15 protein-coding genes are annotated in these 14189 nt (G+C 74.6%); 7 read left to right on the top strand and 8 right to left on the bottom strand.

All coding sequences use genetic code 11. The annotated features are described in order from the left end of the window. Positions 1-20: 20 nt before the first annotated feature. Positions 21-662: an O-methyltransferase gene (locus tag H508_RS0106340; protein WP_026373443.1), complete on the bottom strand. Its 642-nt coding sequence runs from the start codon at positions 660-662 to the stop codon at positions 21-23. Between the two features lie 82 nt (positions 663-744). Here H508_RS0106340 and H508_RS14940 point away from each other — a divergent pair, with 82 nt between their 5' ends. After that, entirely contained in the window at positions 745-1116 is a 372-nt protein-coding gene (locus tag H508_RS14940) for a twin-arginine translocase TatA/TatE family subunit (RefSeq protein ID WP_035254187.1), read from the top strand. A gap of 147 nt (positions 1117-1263) precedes the next feature. On the opposite strand, the gene H508_RS0106330 is transcribed toward H508_RS14940, so the two are convergent. The 3 genes from H508_RS0106330 to H508_RS0106320 are packed head-to-tail and all read right to left on the bottom strand — an operon-like array spanning position 1264 to position 4068. Then, entirely contained in the window at positions 1264-2346 is a 1083-nt protein-coding gene (locus H508_RS0106330) for an Mrp/NBP35 family ATP-binding protein (RefSeq protein WP_026373442.1), read from the bottom strand. After that, on the bottom strand, positions 2343-2789 hold the full coding sequence (locus tag H508_RS0106325) for a DUF1003 domain-containing protein (protein WP_084155223.1): 447 nt from the start codon (positions 2787-2789) through the stop codon (positions 2343-2345). Before H508_RS0106325 ends, H508_RS0106330 begins: the two co-directional genes overlap by 4 nt. Positions 2790-2838: 49 nt before the next feature. Then, positions 2839-4068, bottom strand: coding sequence for a magnesium transporter MgtE N-terminal domain-containing protein (locus tag H508_RS0106320; protein ID WP_026373440.1), 1230 nt, complete (start codon positions 4066-4068; stop codon positions 2839-2841). Positions 4069-4169: 101 nt separating this feature from the next. On the opposite strand from H508_RS0106320, the gene H508_RS14935 reads away from it, so the two are divergent. Further along, positions 4170-4748 carry a general stress protein gene (locus H508_RS14935; RefSeq protein ID WP_035254396.1) on the top strand — a complete coding sequence of 193 codons (579 nt, stop codon included), beginning with the start codon at positions 4170-4172 and terminating at the stop codon, positions 4746-4748. A gap of 13 nt (positions 4749-4761) precedes the next feature. Here the strand turns inward: H508_RS14935 and H508_RS0106310 are convergent, their stop codons facing one another. Then, positions 4762-5643: a LysR family transcriptional regulator ArgP gene (locus H508_RS0106310; protein ID WP_026373439.1), complete on the bottom strand. Its 882-nt coding sequence runs from the start codon at positions 5641-5643 to the stop codon at positions 4762-4764. Between the two features lie 86 nt (positions 5644-5729). Here H508_RS0106310 and H508_RS0106305 point away from each other — a divergent pair, with 86 nt between their 5' ends. After that, positions 5730-6398, top strand: coding sequence for a LysE/ArgO family amino acid transporter (locus H508_RS0106305; protein WP_026373438.1), 669 nt, complete (start codon positions 5730-5732; stop codon positions 6396-6398). Positions 6399-6402: 4 nt separating this feature from the next. Here the strand turns inward: H508_RS0106305 and H508_RS14930 are convergent, their stop codons facing one another. Further along, a complete protein-coding gene (locus tag H508_RS14930) occupies positions 6403-7875 on the bottom strand; it encodes an aminopeptidase P family protein (RefSeq protein WP_425393452.1) in 1473 nt (490 codons plus the stop codon). Between the two features lie 53 nt (positions 7876-7928). Then, positions 7929-8444 carry an ArsR/SmtB family transcription factor gene (locus tag H508_RS0106295; protein ID WP_026373661.1) on the bottom strand — a complete coding sequence of 172 codons (516 nt, stop codon included), beginning with the start codon at positions 8442-8444 and terminating at the stop codon, positions 7929-7931. Positions 8445-8627: 183 nt separating this feature from the next. On the opposite strand from H508_RS0106295, the gene H508_RS14925 reads away from it, so the two are divergent. The 3 genes from H508_RS14925 to H508_RS14920 are packed head-to-tail and all read left to right on the top strand — an operon-like array spanning position 8628 to position 12117. Beyond that, positions 8628-9971 (top strand): MFS transporter, encoded by a 1344-nt coding sequence (locus tag H508_RS14925; RefSeq protein WP_051222873.1) that lies wholly within the window; start codon positions 8628-8630, stop codon positions 9969-9971. 10 nt (positions 9972-9981) lie between these two features. Continuing rightward, entirely contained in the window at positions 9982-11325 is a 1344-nt protein-coding gene (locus tag H508_RS0106285) for an MFS transporter (RefSeq protein WP_026373437.1), read from the top strand. A gap of 9 nt (positions 11326-11334) precedes the next feature. Further along, positions 11335-12117 (top strand): esterase/lipase family protein, encoded by a 783-nt coding sequence (locus H508_RS14920; protein WP_051222872.1) that lies wholly within the window; start codon positions 11335-11337, stop codon positions 12115-12117. 25 nt (positions 12118-12142) lie between these two features. Here the strand turns inward: H508_RS14920 and H508_RS0106275 are convergent, their stop codons facing one another. Continuing rightward, positions 12143-13150 carry an endonuclease/exonuclease/phosphatase family protein gene (locus H508_RS0106275; RefSeq protein ID WP_026373436.1) on the bottom strand — a complete coding sequence of 336 codons (1008 nt, stop codon included), beginning with the start codon at positions 13148-13150 and terminating at the stop codon, positions 12143-12145. A 24-nt stretch (positions 13151-13174) separates the two neighbouring features. On the opposite strand from H508_RS0106275, the gene H508_RS0106270 reads away from it, so the two are divergent. Next, positions 13175-14044 carry a PHP domain-containing protein gene (locus H508_RS0106270; protein ID WP_026373435.1) on the top strand — a complete coding sequence of 290 codons (870 nt, stop codon included), beginning with the start codon at positions 13175-13177 and terminating at the stop codon, positions 14042-14044. Positions 14045-14189: the final 145 nt, after the last annotated feature.

Genomic DNA, 14189 nt, shown 5'->3' with positions numbered 1-14189 from the left:
GCAGCGCCACCGTATCGAGATCAGGCGGCCGGCTCCGGCAGCCGGACGATCTGCAGCAGCCCGTCGCCGACCGGCGACACCGCGGCGCGCACCGCGTCGCTCGACGAGAGCGCCTTGAGGAGCGCGCGCAGGTCTGCGACCGCCTCGTCGCGCTGCGCGGGGTCGGCGACCTTGCCGCCGAGCAGTGCGTGGGCGACGAGCACCGAGCCGCCGACGCGCACGAGCGAGAGCGCGTGCTCGACGTACTCCATGAGCCCCGCCGGGTCGGCGTCGATGAGCACGATGTCGTAGCTCGCCTCGTTCATGCGGGGGAGCACGTCGCGTGCGCGGCCGGTGATGAGGCGCGCGCGAGTGACGGGGATCCCGGCCTGCGTGAACGCCGAGCGCGCGTGCTGCTGGTGGTCGAGCTCGGTGTCGATCGAGGTGAGCGTCGCGCCGGGTGCCCCGCGCAGCAGCCACAGGCCGCTCACGCCCGCGCCGGTGCCGACCTCGAGGATCGCGCTCGCCTGCGTCGACGCGGCGATCGCGGCGAGCTGGGCGCCGACGGCGGGCGCGATGGGCGCGACGCCGAGCTCGACCGAGGCGTCGCGCGCCGCGGTGAGCACCTCGTCCTCGCTCGCGAGGTCGTCGAGGTACTTGGCGATGAGCGATGAAGTCTGCACGGTTCCTCCGCCCGCGAGCCTACCGACCGGGACGCATCCGCTCGCCGCAGGCTCGCCGAGGCGGCTCGACTACCCTGGAGGGGTGTCCCTCGCAGGCATCACGCTCGACAAGCTGGTGATCATCGCCCTGCTCGCGGCCTTCCTCATCGGCCCCGAGCGGCTGCCCGTGCTCGCCGAGAAGCTCGGCGCGCTCGTGCGGGGGCTGCGCGACCTCGCGGGCGGCGCGAAGGAGCGGATGCGCGAGGAGATCGGACCCGAGTTCGACGAGGTCGACTGGCAGAAGCTCGACCCGCGGCAGTACGACCCGCGGCGCATCGTGATGGACGCGCTCAAGGAGCAGCCCGCGCCGCCGGAGGACTTCGCGAGCGCCGCCGCGAAGGCCTCGGTCGCCACGGTCTCCGGCTTGCCGCAGCGCCAGCGCGGCCCGATGCGCTTCGACGACGAGGCCACCTGACCCGCACCTCCCTCCGCAGAGTGCCGGAACTCTGCTGTTCTCGCGCCCCTGGATCGCAGAGTGTCGGAACTCTGCTGCTCCCCGCGCTGCGAGGTCGCAGAGTGTCGGCACTCTGCGCGGCGCGGAGCGGGGCGGCAGGGGGATGCGTCAGGCGGGCGAGAGGGGCAGGCCGCGGCCCGCGATCGGTCGCGTGCCGCGCAGCGCCTCGGCGAGCGCGATGATCGCGGCCGCCGCCGGGTCGGTCGGCTCCGCCGCGACGACGGGCGCGCCCGCGTCGCCGCCCTCGCGCAGCGCGACGGAGAGCGGCACGCGCGCGAGCACCGGCACGCCGAGCCGGCGCGCGGCCTCGTCGCCGCCCCCCGCGCCGAAGAGCTCGAGGATCGAGCCGTCGGGCTGCGCGAGCCCCGCCATGTTCTCGACCACGCCGAGCACGCGCTGGCCCGTCTGCCGCGCGACCTCGCCCGCGCGCTCGGCGACCTCCGCCGCCGCGCGCTGCGGGGTCGTGACGACGAGCACCTCGGCGTGCGGCAGCAGCTGGCCGAGCGAGATCGCGACGTCGCCCGTGCCGGGCGGCATGTCGATGAGCAGCACGTCGAGGTCGCCCCACCACACGTCGCTCAGGAACTGCGCGAGCGTGCGGTGCAGCATCGGCCCGCGCCACGAGACCGAGCGGTTGCCCTCGACGAACATGCCGATCGAGACGAGCCGCACGCCGTGCGCCTCCGGCGGCATCATCATGTCACCCACGCGCGTCGGGCGGTCGGCCGAGCCGAGCAGCGCCGGGATCGAGTAGCCGTGCACGTCGGCGTCGATGACGCCGACCGCGAGCCCGCGCGCGGCGAGCGCGACCGCGAGGTTCGCGGTGACGGTCGACTTGCCGACCCCGCCCTTGCCGCTCGCGACCGCGATGATGCGCGTGAGCGTCTCGGGACCGAACTGCTGCGGCCGCGATCCGCGCAGCCGCTCGACGAGGGCCTGCCGCGTCGCGGGCGACATGACGCCGACCTCGATCTCCACGCGCTCGACGCCCGCGACCGACGCGGCCGCCTGCCGCACATCCGCCTGGATCCGGTCGGCCGCGGGGCACGCCGCCACCGTGAGCTCGAGGCGGATGCGTGCCGTCCCGTCGTCGAGGGACGCGGCGGGGATCATGTCGAGCTCGACGAGCGGTCGCCGGATCTCGGGATCGACGACCGTGCCGAGGGCGCGCTCGAGCCGGGGATCGATCACTGCGCTCGGCGCTCGACGCCGCCCTGGCGCTCGTCGAGCTCGTCGACGAACGACTTGAGCTCCGCGCGGATGAACTCGCGCGTGGCCATGTCGCGCATCGCCATGCGCAGCGCCACGACCTCGCGCGCGAGGTACTCGGTGTCGTTGAGGTTGCGCTCGGCGCGCAAGCGGTCCTGCTCGATCTGCACGCGGTCGCGGTCGTCCTGCCGGTTCTGGGCGAGCAGCAGCAGCGGCGCCGCGTAGGAGGCCTGCAGGCTCAGCACGAGCGTGAGGAGCGGGAAGCCCTGGTCCTGCGGGTCGAACTGCGCCTCGGGCGGCATGATCGAGTTGTAGCCCAGCCAGAAGGTGACGAAGATCGTCATCCCGATCAGGAACCCGGGCGTGCCCATCGCGCGGGCGAACGCCTCGGTGAAGCGGCCGAAGCGGTCCTTCGACTCCGGCATCCGCAGCCAGCGGCGGCGCGACTTGGGGCGCGCGAACTCGTCGTCGCGCTCAGCCACGCGGCGCCTCCTCCTGCGCGCGCCAGTCCTCCGGCAGCAGGTGGTCGAGCACGTCGTCGATCGTGACGACGCCGACGAGCCGGCCGGCGGGGTCGACGACCGGCACCGAGACGAGGTTGTAGGCGGCGAGCTCGCGCGTGACCTCGGCGGCGGAGGCCGAGACGAGCACGGGCTCGATCTGGTCGTCGAGCAGGGTGCCGACGCGCTCGTTCGGCGGGTAGCGCAGCAGCCGCTGGAAGTGGACCATGCCGAGGAAGCGGCCCGTGGGCGGCTCGTACGGGGGGAGCGTGACGCAGATGGCGGCGGCGAGCGCGGGCGCGACCTCGTGCCGGCGGATGAGCGCGAGCGCCTCGGCGACCGTCGCGTCGCTCGCGACGATGATCGGCTCGGTCGTCATGAGGCCGCCGGCGGTGTCGGCGCCGAACGCGAGCAGCATGCGCACGTCCTCGGCCTCGTCGGGATCCATGAGCTCGAGCAGCGTCTCGCCGCGCTCGGGCGTCATGTGGGCGATGAGGTCGGCGGCGTCGTCGGGCTCCATCTGGTCGAGCACGTCGGCGACGCGGTCGTCCTCGAGGGCTGCGAGGATCTCGACCTGCCGGTCCTCGTGCATCTCCTCGAGGATGTCGGCGAGCCGGTCGTCGGAGAGGTCCTCCGCGACCTCGATCATGCGCTGCTGCGGCAGGTCGAGCATCGCGGAGGCGGCGTCGGCGGCGGGGAGGTCGTCGAGCGACGCGACGAGGTGCTCGGTGTCGTGCTCCGCGTCGACGGCGGCCTGCACGTCGCCCCAGCGGGCGAGCAGCGTCGGGCCCTTGCCGAAGGGGGAGGTCTTGGGCTTGCGGAGGAAGAGCTCGTCGACCTCCCACTCGCCGGGGCCGCGCTCCGAGATCGAGAGGTCCTCGAGCACGGCGGTCGTGCCGTCGCGCAGCGTCACCTGGCGGCCGAGCACGTCGGCGAGCAGCAGCCGCTCGCTGCCGCGCTGGCTGAAGCGGCGATCGCTGATCGCGCTCGCGATGAGCTGCCCGCCGCCGATCGAGAGCACCCGCCCGATCGAGAGGAACACGCGCTGCCTGCCGCGGTCCTCGACCACGAGCCCGACGACCCGCGGAGGCGCGTCGCGGCGCGGCACGGTGACGACGTCGCGCACCTTGCCCATGCGCTCGCCGGCAGCGTCGAACACGCCCGCGCCGGCCAGGCGGGCGACGAAGACGGTGGCTGCGCTCATGGCTCCCAACGTACCGCGCGGCCTCCTCGCGACGCTGGTGACGCCCTCAGCGAACCGGCCCCGGCGGGCCCCGGCCGGCATGGGAGGATGGGGCCGTGAGCATGTTCCAGGGCGCGGCGCGCGGCGACCAGCACTTGCCTTCCGGCGTGGTGGTCGCCTCGTTCGAGACGTACGACCAGGCGCAGGCCGCGATCGCGAAGGTCTCGGGCGCCGAGGCCGAGCTCAAGGGGCTCGCGATCGTCGGGAACGACCTCAAGCTCGTCGAGCGCATCACCGGCCGGCTCACGTGGGGCAAGGTCGCGCTCGCGGGCGCGATGCGCGGCCTCGGCTTCGGCGCGTTCATCGGCCTCGTCTACATGCTGCTCGTGCCCGAGGCGATCGCCTCGGTGCTGCTGTTCCCGCTGCTCGGGCTCGCCTTCGGCATCCTGCTCGGCGTCGTCACGCACTCGATGACGCGCCGGAAGCGCGACTACGCGTCGGTGCAGCAGGTGCTCGCCGCGCGCTACGACGTCGTCGCGCCCCAGCAGTCGGCGGGCAGGGCGATGCACATCATCGGCCAGCGGGGCGGCGCGGCTGCGCCGGTCGCCGCCGAGCAGCCGCCGGTGCAGCAGCCGCCGGTGCAGCAGCCGCCGGTGCAGCAGCCGCCAGTGCAGCAGCCGCCTTCGCCGCCTGCCGCCTAGTCACACGACCTGGTCACACGAGCGCGGGCGACGCGCGCGCGGCCTCGGTCACCGCATCCGTCACCGTGTCGAGCAGCGGCGAGGCGAGGTTCCAGCGCTGCCACCAGAGCGGCACCTCGATGGCGTCGGGCGCGAGCTGCACGAGCGAGCCGTCGGCGAGGCCGTCCTCGAACTGGCCGGGCAGCAGCATGCCCCAGCCGAGCCCCAACCGCACCGCCTCGGCGTACTCGGCGGATGCGCTGATGACGTGCCGGGGCGCGGTCTGCTCGGCGCCGTGGCGGCGCGCGAACCGCGACTGGAGCGAGTCGTGCGGGTCGAAGTCGACGAGCGGCGCCCGCTCGAGCGCGCGCGGCGCGATGCCGCGCGGGAACCACCGCTCGGCGAAGCCGCGCTCGGCGATGGCGACGTAGCGCATGCGCCCGAGCGGGGAGGCGACGCAGCCCGGCACGGGCTCGCGCTGCGCGGTCACGGCGCCCATGACCGTGCCGTCCGCGAGGAGCTGCGCCGTGCGCTCCTGGTCCTCCCGGTGCAGCTCGAACGACACCGGGCGCTCGCGCGCGACCGCGAGCAGCACGGGCATGAACCACGTGATGAGCGAGTCGGCGTTGACCGCGAGCGGCACGCGCGGCGCGGGGGAGGCGTCGCCGAGCGCCTCGAGCGCGTCGCGCTCGAGCAGGGCGAGCTGGCGCGCGAGCCGCACGAGCGCCTCGCCGGCCTCGGTCGCGCGCACGGGCTTCGTGCGCTGCAGCACGACGCGGCCGACGCGCTGCTCGATCGCGCGGATGCGCTGGCTCACGGCGCTCGGCGTGACGCCGAGCCGGGCGGCGGCGCGCTCGAGCGTGCCCGCGTCGACGACGGCCGCGAGGGTGCGCAGGCTCTCGAGGGGCAGTTCCATGGCGTCAGCGTAGATGAAGCGCTGCTTCATGACCTGCAGGATGCTTCGCTGGACTGCATCTCGCGGCCGCCCGTAGCGTCGTCTCCATGAACCCCGAGCTCGTCGCGCTGCTCTCGGGCCTCGGCGTCTGCCTCGGCCTCATCATCTCGATCGGCGCCCAGAACGCGATCGTGCTGCGCCAGGGCCTCCGGCGCGAGCACGTCGGGCTCGTGGTGGCCGTGTGCATCGCGAGCGACGTCGTGCTGCAGACGATCGGGGTCGCCGGGGTCGCGACCGTCGTCGCCGCCCACCCGTGGCTCGAGACCGCCGGCCGCTGGGCCGGCGCGATCTTCCTCGTCGGCTTCGCCGCCGTGAGCGCCCGCCGCGCGTGGCGGGGCGGCGGCTCGCTCGAGGCGGCGCCCGAGCGCGACGCGTCGGGGGCGACGGCCGGCGGCGCCGTCGCGACGCGCACGCGCTCGAGCTGGCGCTCGACCCGTGCCTCGACGCTGGCGACGATCCTCGCGGTGACGTGGCTCAACCCGCAGGCGCTCGTCGAGACGACCGTCGTGCTCGGCTCGATCGCCGCGCCCTTCGGCGACGCGCGCTGGTGGTTCCTCGCGGGCGGCATCGCCGCGGCGAGCCTCTGGTTCGTCGGCTTCGGCTACGGCGCCCGCTACCTCGCGCCGCTCATGCGCACCGAGCGTGCGTGGCGGATCCTCGACGGCGGCATCGCGGTCGTCATGCTCGTGATCGCCGTGAGTCTCGTCGCCGGGTGACGCGTCAGCGCGAGCGGATCTCGCGCATCCACGCCTCGACCTCGTCGGCCGTGCGCGGGATGGCCCCCGAGAGGTTCACCGCGCCGTCGGCGGTCACGAGGATGTCGTCCTCGATGCGCACGCCGATGCCGCGCAGCTCCTCGGGCACCGTGAGGTCGTCGGCCTGGAAGTAGAGGCCGGGCTCGATCGTGAAGACCATCCCCTCGTGCACGATGCCGTCGTGGTAGAAGTCGCGGCGCGCGGCGGCGCAATCGTGGACGTCGAGGCCGAGGTGATGGCTCGTGCCGTGCACCATCCAGCGCCGGTGCAGCTGCTGGTCGGCCTCGAGCGACTGCTCGGCGGTGATCGGCAGCAGCCCCCACTCGGCGGTCTTCGCCGCGATGACGGCCATCGCGGCCGCGTGCACCTCCTTGAAGACGATGCCGGGGCGCACGACGGCGAACGCGGCGTCGGCCGCCTCGCGCACCGCCTCGTAGACGCGTCGCTGCAGCTCGGTGAACTCGCCCGAGATCGGCAGCGTGCGGGTGATGTCGGCGGTGTAGAGGCTGTCGACCTCGACGCCCGCGTCGAGCAGGATGAGGTCGCCGTCGCGCACCTCGCCGTCGTTGCGGGTCCAGTGCAGGTAGCACGCGTGGTGGCCGGAGGCCGCGATCGTGTCGTAGCCGACCGCGTTGCCGTCGAGCCGCGCGCGGCGGTGGAAGGCGCCCTCGACGACGCGCTCGCCGCGCTCGTGCCGGGTCGCCTCGGCGAGGTCGGCGATCACGTCGTCGAAGCCGCGCGCGGTCGCGTCGACCGCGGCCTGCACCTCGGCGATCTCGAACGCGTCCTTCACGAGCCGCAGCTCCGAGAGGTCGCGCGCGAGCACGTCGCCGTCGGGGTTCGCGCCCGCGACCATCGCCTCCACCGCGGCATCCGCGCCCGTGACGACGAGCGCATCCGCCTCGCTCGAGAGCGCGGCCTCGAGCTCGCCGAGGTCGGCGGTCGCGAGGCCGAGGTCGGCCGCGACGTGCGCGAGCGAGGGGCGCGGGCCCACCCAGAACTCGCCGATCGCGGGGTTGGCGTAGAACTCGGTCGTGCCGCGGCCGGCGGGGCCGCGGAAGTAGAGCGTCGCGCGGTGGCCGTCGCCCCCGCCCTCTCCCTCACGCACCGGCTCGAGCACGAGCACCGAGTCGGGCTCGGCGTCGGAGCCCCAGCCCGTGAGGTAGGTGAAGTCGGGGTGCGGACGGAACGGGTAGTCGGTGTCGTTCGAGCGCACCTTGAGCGAGCCGGCCGGCACGACGAGCCGGACGCCGGGGTGCATCGCCGAGATGCGCGCGCGCCGCTCGGCCGCGAACGCGGCGGCCTCGCGCGGCTCGGGCGTCGACTCGGGCCGCTCGGCCCAGCCCCGCTGGATCTGCTCGGTGAACGCCGATCCCGTCGGGGTCGTGGAGCGGTTGGTCGTGGCCTGCGTCGTCGACTCGGTCATGGCGCCCATCATCCCACTCGCGACGCGATCGCGGGCGCTCGCCGTCGACGCGCCGGGCGGATGCGTCAGCGAGCGCCCGCGGGCGGGTTGCGGTCGGGGTGCAGGGCAGTGAAGAGCGAGTAGGGCCGGCCGTCGGGATCCGGCTCGCGCTCCTTGAACTCGGTCACGAGCTCGAAGAGCCGGCGCTCGAGCTCCTCCTTGTGCTCGTCGCTCAGCTTGAGGCCGAGCCACGTCGCCTGCAGGTCGTCGGGCGCCAGGCCGTCGATCTGCTCGAGGAAGACGTCGACGAGCACGCGCGAGCCGCCCGGGATCTCGGTGCGCCACGAGAGGCCCGTCGCGCGGTAGGGGATCTCCCGCGCCCCCTTCGCGCCCGCGCGCTCGGGCTCGGGCGCGAGGAAGCCCGTCTGCACGAGGGTGCGCACGTGGTGGAGCATCGTACCGGGGTTGACGTCGAGCAGCTCGGCGAGCTCCTTGTTCGTGCGCGCCTCGAACGCGCACAGCCGCAGCACCCGCAGCCGCAGCGGCGAGCTGAGCGCGCGCCCGCGCGCGACGAGCTCGGCGTCGGCGGCGGTGTCCTCCATGTCGCCACGCTACCAGCGATTGACATCTCCCAATCGGGAGCGCACACTGATCGACATGTCTCGATCACTCCGGCGAGCGCGGCTTGCGCGCCGGCGCTTGCGCGTCGGGGGATCGAGTCCTACGGTATGGCGCGAGACGCGATATATCGCGTTCGCGGGGTGAGTGGTCGGAGGAGCCGAGCCATGGAGCACGAGCAGCAGCGCGGCGAGGGCGCCGAGCGCCCGGGATCCGCGACGACGGCGTCCCTCGAGCAGCCCGCGGCGCAACCCGCGGCCGGCTCGCTGTGGCGCGACGGCAACTTCCTCACGATGTGGAGCGGCCAGGCTCTCGCGCAGCTCGGCTCGCAGGTGACGGAGCTCGCGATCCCGGTGCTCGCGGTGCTGCTGCTGCAGGCGAGCGAGCTCGAGCTCGGCTTCCTGAACGCCGCGGGCGTCGCGGCGTTCCTCGTCGTGGGGCTGCCCGCCGGCGCGTGGATCGACCGCATGCGCAAGCGCCACGTGATGATCTGGGCGGATGCGGTGCGGGCGCTCGCGCTCGCGGCGCTGCCGCTGCTGTGGTGGCTCGGCGCGCTCGAGATGTGGCACCTCTACGCGGTCGCGCTCGTGGTCGGCGTCGCGACCGTCTTCTTCGACGTCTCGTACCAGAGCATCATCCCCTCGCTCGTGCGCCCCGCGCAGATCGCGGAGGCGAACGGCAAGCTCGAGGCGACGCGCGAGCTCGCGAACATCGCCGGTCCCGCCGCGGGCGGCTGGCTCGTCGCCGTGCTGAGCGCGCCGTTCGCGATCCTCGCGACGGTCGGCACCTACGTCGCGTCGTTCGTCGCGCTCCTGCTGACGCGCGACCACGAGGAGCCTCGCGCGGCGGACGACCGCGGTCCCATCCTGCGCGAGATCGGGGAGGGGCTGCGGTGGGTGTTCGGCAACGGGCTGCTGCTGCGCATCGTCGGCACGACCGCGGTCTCGAACCTCTTCGCGACCGTCTCCTTCACGCTCCTGCCGCTGTTCCTGCTGCGCGAGCTGGGGCTGACCCCCGAGGCGATGGGGATCATCTTCTCGCTCGGCGCGATCGGCGGGCTCGCGGGCGCGATGGCGACGCCGCACATCGTGCGCCGCATCGGCGAGGCACGCGCGATCCCGGTGAGCGCGATCGCGTTCAGCGGCATCGCGCTCGTGCTGCCGCTCGCCGCGACCGTGCCGTCGATCGCGTTCCCGCTGCTCGTCGTGCACGGCTTCGTCTCGAGCTTCACCGTGCTCGTCTACAACATCACGCAGGTCACGTTCCGCCAGCGCATCACGCCCCGCCGCCTGCTCGGCCGCATGAACGCATCCGTGCGCTTCTGCGTGTGGGGCGTGATGCCGATCGCGGCGCTGTTCTCTGGCGCGCTCGGCTCGTGGCTCGGGGTCGTGCCGACCATGTGGATCGGCGCCGCCGGGCAGCTGCTCTCGGCAGCGTTCGTCGTCATCGGCCCGTTCTGGAGGATGCGGGAGCTGCCCGACGCCGAGCCGGCTCGCACGACCGGCTCCTAGACTCGGGGGCGTGCCCGAGCCCATCCCCGAGCGCGTCTACCGCCGTGCCGTGCGGCGCGACGAGGCGGCGGAGCGGGCGCTCCCGCAGGACGTGCGCGAGCGGGTGCCCGCGAACGGCTTGCGGCAGGTCGCGGCGCAAGCCCTCCAGAGCGCGGGCGACCACTCCGTCAACGCGTCGACGGTGCTGCCGTGGCTGCTCCACGCGCTCGGCGCGCCCGGCGCGCTCGTGGGCCTGCTCCTGCCCGTGCGGGAGTCGCTCTCGATGCTGCCGCAAGCGATGCTCACGCCCCTCGTGCTGCGGGCGCGGCATCGGAAGGCGATCTTCGTCGCGGGCGCCCTCGTGCAAGCGGGCGCGGCGGGCGCGATCGCGCTCGTCGCCGCGATCGGCGCCGGGCTCGCGGCCGGCATCGCGATCGTCGCGGCGCTCGCGGTCTTCGCGCTCGGCCGCTGCCTGTGCTCCATCGCGTCGAAGGACGTGCAGGGCCGCACGATCCCGAAGGGCGAGCGCGGCCAGATCACGGGCCTCGCGACGACGGCGGGCGGCGTCGCCGCCATCACGCTCGGCATCGCCATCCGGGTGCTCGGCGGCGAGGATGCCTCTGCGACCCTCCTCGCGTGGGTGATCGCGGGCGGCGCGGCGCTCTGGGTGCTCGCGGCGCTGCTGTACTCGGGCATCCGCGAGCCCGACGGGGACCCGTGGGACGACGATGCGGATGCGCCGACCGCGCCCGCGGAGCGTCCCGGCTGGGCGCGCGACGCGTGGACGCTGCTGCGCGAGGACGCGCAGCTGCGGCGCTTCGTCGGCGTGCGGAGCCTCCTGCTCGTCTCGGCGCTCAGCCCGCCGTTCCTCGTCTCGCTCGCCGCGGCATCCGGTTCGGGCTCGCTCGTGGGGCTCGGCGGCTTCGTGCTCTCGGCGGGCCTCGCGGCGCTGCTCGGCGGGCGCGTCGCCGGCCGGCTCGCCGACCGCTCGAGCCGCACGCTCATGTCGGTCGGCGCGGGCGTCGCGGCGGCGATCGTCGCCCTGGTCGTCGCGATCGCGGCGCTGCCGGCCTTCGACGGCGCGAGCCCGTGGGGGAGCGCCGTGCTCGTCGTCGCCTACTTCCTGCTCGCCCTCACCCACACGGGCGTGCGAGTGGCGCGGAAGACCTACGTCATCGACATGGCCGACGGCGATCTGCGCACGCGCCAGGTCGTGGTCGCGAACTCGGCGATGGGCGTCGTGCTGCTCGTCGTGGGCGCGGCGAGCGCGGCGCTCGCGGCGCTCGGGCCGGCATGGGCGCTGCTGCTGCTCGCGGCCCTCGGGGCGACCGGGGTCGTGGCCGCGCGCAGGCTCCCCGAAGTCGGCCACGCGTAGCCTGGGGCGATGCGGATCCCGCTGCGATCGCTCATCCCTCCCCGCTTCCGCGACGTCGACCCGATCGACCCGGCGGAGGTCGCGGTGTGGGCGCGCGACTACGCCTTCGCGGCGCGCATGCACCTGCGCTCGACGCTCGACCCGACGGCGCCGAAGGCGCTCGGCATCCCGGGCTCGCGCGTGCACGTCGTCTGCATCCCCGGCGTCATCGAGGGCTGGCACTTCATGGAGCCGCTCGGGAAGCGGCTCGCGCGGGCCGGCTTCGCGGTGCACTTCGTGCCCGAGCTCGGCCGCAACGTCGCGCCCGTGCTCGAGTCGGCCCCGATCGTCGGCGCCGTCGTCGACCGGGTCGCCGCAGCGCATCCGCACGCGAGCATCGTGCTCGTCGGGCACTCGAAGGGCGGGCTCATCGGCAAGCGGCTGCTCGTCGACCGCGCGCTCGAGCCGGCGAAGCCGCAGCCCGCCGGGCTCGTCACGCTCGCGACGCCCTTCGCCGGCTCGAGCCGCGCGGCGCTGCTGCCGGGGGAGTACATCCGCGAGTTCGACCCCTCGAACGCGATGCTCACCGCGCTCGCGGCCGAGCGGTCGGCGGATGCGCGCATCCGCGTCGTGCTGCCGCAGATCGACCCGCACGTGCCCAAGAACCGCATCCCCGACGGGATGCGGGGCGTGCGGCTGCGCGAGAGCGGGCACTTCCGGCCGCTCGCGACCGCGGAGGCGGCGCGCGCGATCGTCGCGGCGATCGACGAGCTCACCGGGGCGCCCGCGTCCCGGGATGCGCCGCCGGCCTGAGCCGCCCTCGAGACGGCCGCGCGCGTCAGCCGGTCTGCCGCAGCTGCACGACGACCGGCCGGTGGTCGGTGCCCGCGTCGTCGAGGCCCGTGAGCACGCGCGCGGCGACCGGCTCCCAATCGGGCGTCGCGACGACGTGGTCGATCTGCGCGCCGAGCCACGGCGGCGCCCACGTCGGCCAGCTGCCGACCGCGCCCGCGCCCACGGCGCTCGCCGCGTCGCGGCAGACGCCGAGGTCGCCGCCCTCGGCGCGCAGGCCCCACCAGTGGTCGAGCGTCGAGTTGAAGTCGCCGCCCATGACGACCGACTCGGGGCCGTCGCACAGCGACGCGACGAACTCGAGGTCGGCCCGCCAGTTGCGCATCTGCTGCGGCACGGGCGCGACCGGGTGGGTCGCGACGAACACCGGGCCCTCCCCGTCGTCGGGGCGCGCGACGACCGTCGGGAGGGTGCGCGTGTCGCCCACCGACCGGTCGGTCGTGTACTCGCCGAGCGATGCCGAGATGAGCAGCGTCGTGTTGAGGGCGCCGTACGCGGGGTCGACCCAGCTCGTGTGGACCCAGAACGGGTTGCCGCGGCCGCGCAGCAGCTCGGCCACCCCGACGCCCAGCTCGAGCGTCGTCTCGGGCAGCATCACGGCATCCGCCCCCGTCTCGTCGATGACGCGCGCGATCTCGTCGACGCCCGGCTCGTCGCCGAGGGTGTTCCAGGTGAGCACGACGAGGTCGCCCGAGTCGCGGTCGATCGACTGCGAGTCGTCGAGCCCGCGCGAGGCGTGGATGCCGCCCGAGACGAGCGAGAAGACGATGAGCAGCGAGACGATGCCGAGCACGAAGGGCCGCACGCGGCGCCAGCCGACGAAGCACAGCGCGATGAGCGCGAGCACGAGCGCGATGCCGATGACGCCCACGCGCATCGAGACGACCTGCGCGACGATCGGCGCCTGCTCGAGCCCGAGCGCCTGCGGCCACGCGGCGATCGCGAGGCACGCGGCGACGACGAGGGCGACGAGAGCGCCGAGGATCGCGAGCATCACCGCCCAGCGTAGTCTGGCGAGGTGACCACGGACTGGGCCGCGCTGGGGCCGATCGACCTCCACGCGCACTCGCGGGAGTCGGACGGGACGGATGCGCCGGGCGATGTCGTGCGCGCCGCCGCGGCCGCGGGGCTCGGCGCCGTCGCGCTCACCGACCACGACACCGTGAGCGGCTGGGCGGAGGCGAGCGAGGCCGCGCGCGAGACGGGCGTCGCGCTCATCCCGGGCGTCGAGTTCTCGGCGCAGCTCGGGCCCGCGAGCGTGCACGTGCTCGGCTACCTGCTCGACCCGGAGTCGTCGGCGTTCGTGGGGGAGCGCGAGCGGATCCGGCTCGAGCGGCTCGAGCGCGCCGAGCGCATGGTGCACGCGATCGGCCGCGACTACCCGCTCACGTGGGAGCACGTCGAGGAGCACTCTGCGCCGGGCGCGACGATCGGCCGCCCGCACATCGCCGACGCGCTCGTCACGCTCGGCATCGTGCCCGACCGCTCGGCGGCCTTCGAGGGCATCCTCCACTGGCAGGGCGGCTACTACCAGCCGCACCACGCGCCCGACCCGGCCGCCGCGATCGGCATCATCAAGCAGGCCGGCGGCGTCGCCGTGCTCGCCCACCCGGCCGCGCGCGGCCGCCCGGTCATGCGGATGCGCGCGCTCGGCACGCTCGTCGACGCCGGGCTCGACGGCGTCGAGGTGTGGCACCGCGACAACGACGAGGCGTCGCGACGGGTGCTGCTCGCGGACGCCGAGCGGCACGGCCTGCTCGTGACGGGCTCGAGCGACTACCACGGCTTCGGCAAGCCCAACAGGCTCGGCGAGCACTCGACCGAGCCCGAGGTGCTCGCCGAGATCGTGCGCCGCGCGACCGGCTGGCAGCCGGTCCTCCCCGCCTGACCCGCGCCCGCCCGCCGCGCCTCCCGCGCGCAGAGTGTCGGCACTCTGCGATTCCCGCGGCTGCTGAGCGCAGAGGGTCGGCACTCTGCGGTTCCCGCGGGCGCTGAGCAGCAGAGTGTCGGCACTCCGCGACTGCGGGCGGCAC

The sequence above is a fragment of the Agrococcus lahaulensis DSM 17612 genome (assembly GCF_000425105.1).
In the GTDB taxonomy this organism is placed as follows: Bacteria; Actinomycetota; Actinomycetes; order Actinomycetales; family Microbacteriaceae; genus Agrococcus; species Agrococcus lahaulensis.
This window is presented reverse-complemented; position numbering and strand designations above follow the sequence as displayed.

Excerpts from the sequence above, each read along its gene's own strand:
- H508_RS0106310 (WP_026373439.1), bottom strand. The coding sequence starts at position 5,643 with ATGGAACTGCCCCTCGAGAGCCTGCGCACCCTCGCGGCCGTCGTCGAC.
- H508_RS14935 (WP_035254396.1), top strand. The coding sequence starts at position 4,170 with ATGTTCCAGGGCGCGGCGCGCGGCGACCAGCACTTGCCTTCCGGCGTG.
- H508_RS0106295 (WP_026373661.1), bottom strand. The coding sequence starts at position 8,444 with ATGGAGGACACCGCCGCCGACGCCGAGCTCGTCGCGCGCGGGCGCGCG.
- H508_RS0106275 (WP_026373436.1), bottom strand. The coding sequence starts at position 13,150 with ATGCTCGCGATCCTCGGCGCTCTCGTCGCCCTCGTCGTCGCCGCGTGC.
- H508_RS0106325 (WP_084155223.1), bottom strand. The coding sequence starts at position 2,789 with ATGCCGGAGTCGAAGGACCGCTTCGGCCGCTTCACCGAGGCGTTCGCC.
- H508_RS0106320 (WP_026373440.1), bottom strand. The coding sequence starts at position 4,068 with ATGAGCGCAGCCACCGTCTTCGTCGCCCGCCTGGCCGGCGCGGGCGTG.
- H508_RS14925 (WP_051222873.1), top strand. The coding sequence starts at position 8,628 with ATGGAGCACGAGCAGCAGCGCGGCGAGGGCGCCGAGCGCCCGGGATCC.
- H508_RS0106305 (WP_026373438.1), top strand. The coding sequence starts at position 5,730 with ATGAACCCCGAGCTCGTCGCGCTGCTCTCGGGCCTCGGCGTCTGCCTC.
- H508_RS14920 (WP_051222872.1), top strand. The coding sequence starts at position 11,335 with ATGCGGATCCCGCTGCGATCGCTCATCCCTCCCCGCTTCCGCGACGTC.
- H508_RS14930 (WP_425393452.1), bottom strand. The coding sequence starts at position 7,875 with ATGATGGGCGCCATGACCGAGTCGACGACGCAGGCCACGACCAACCGC.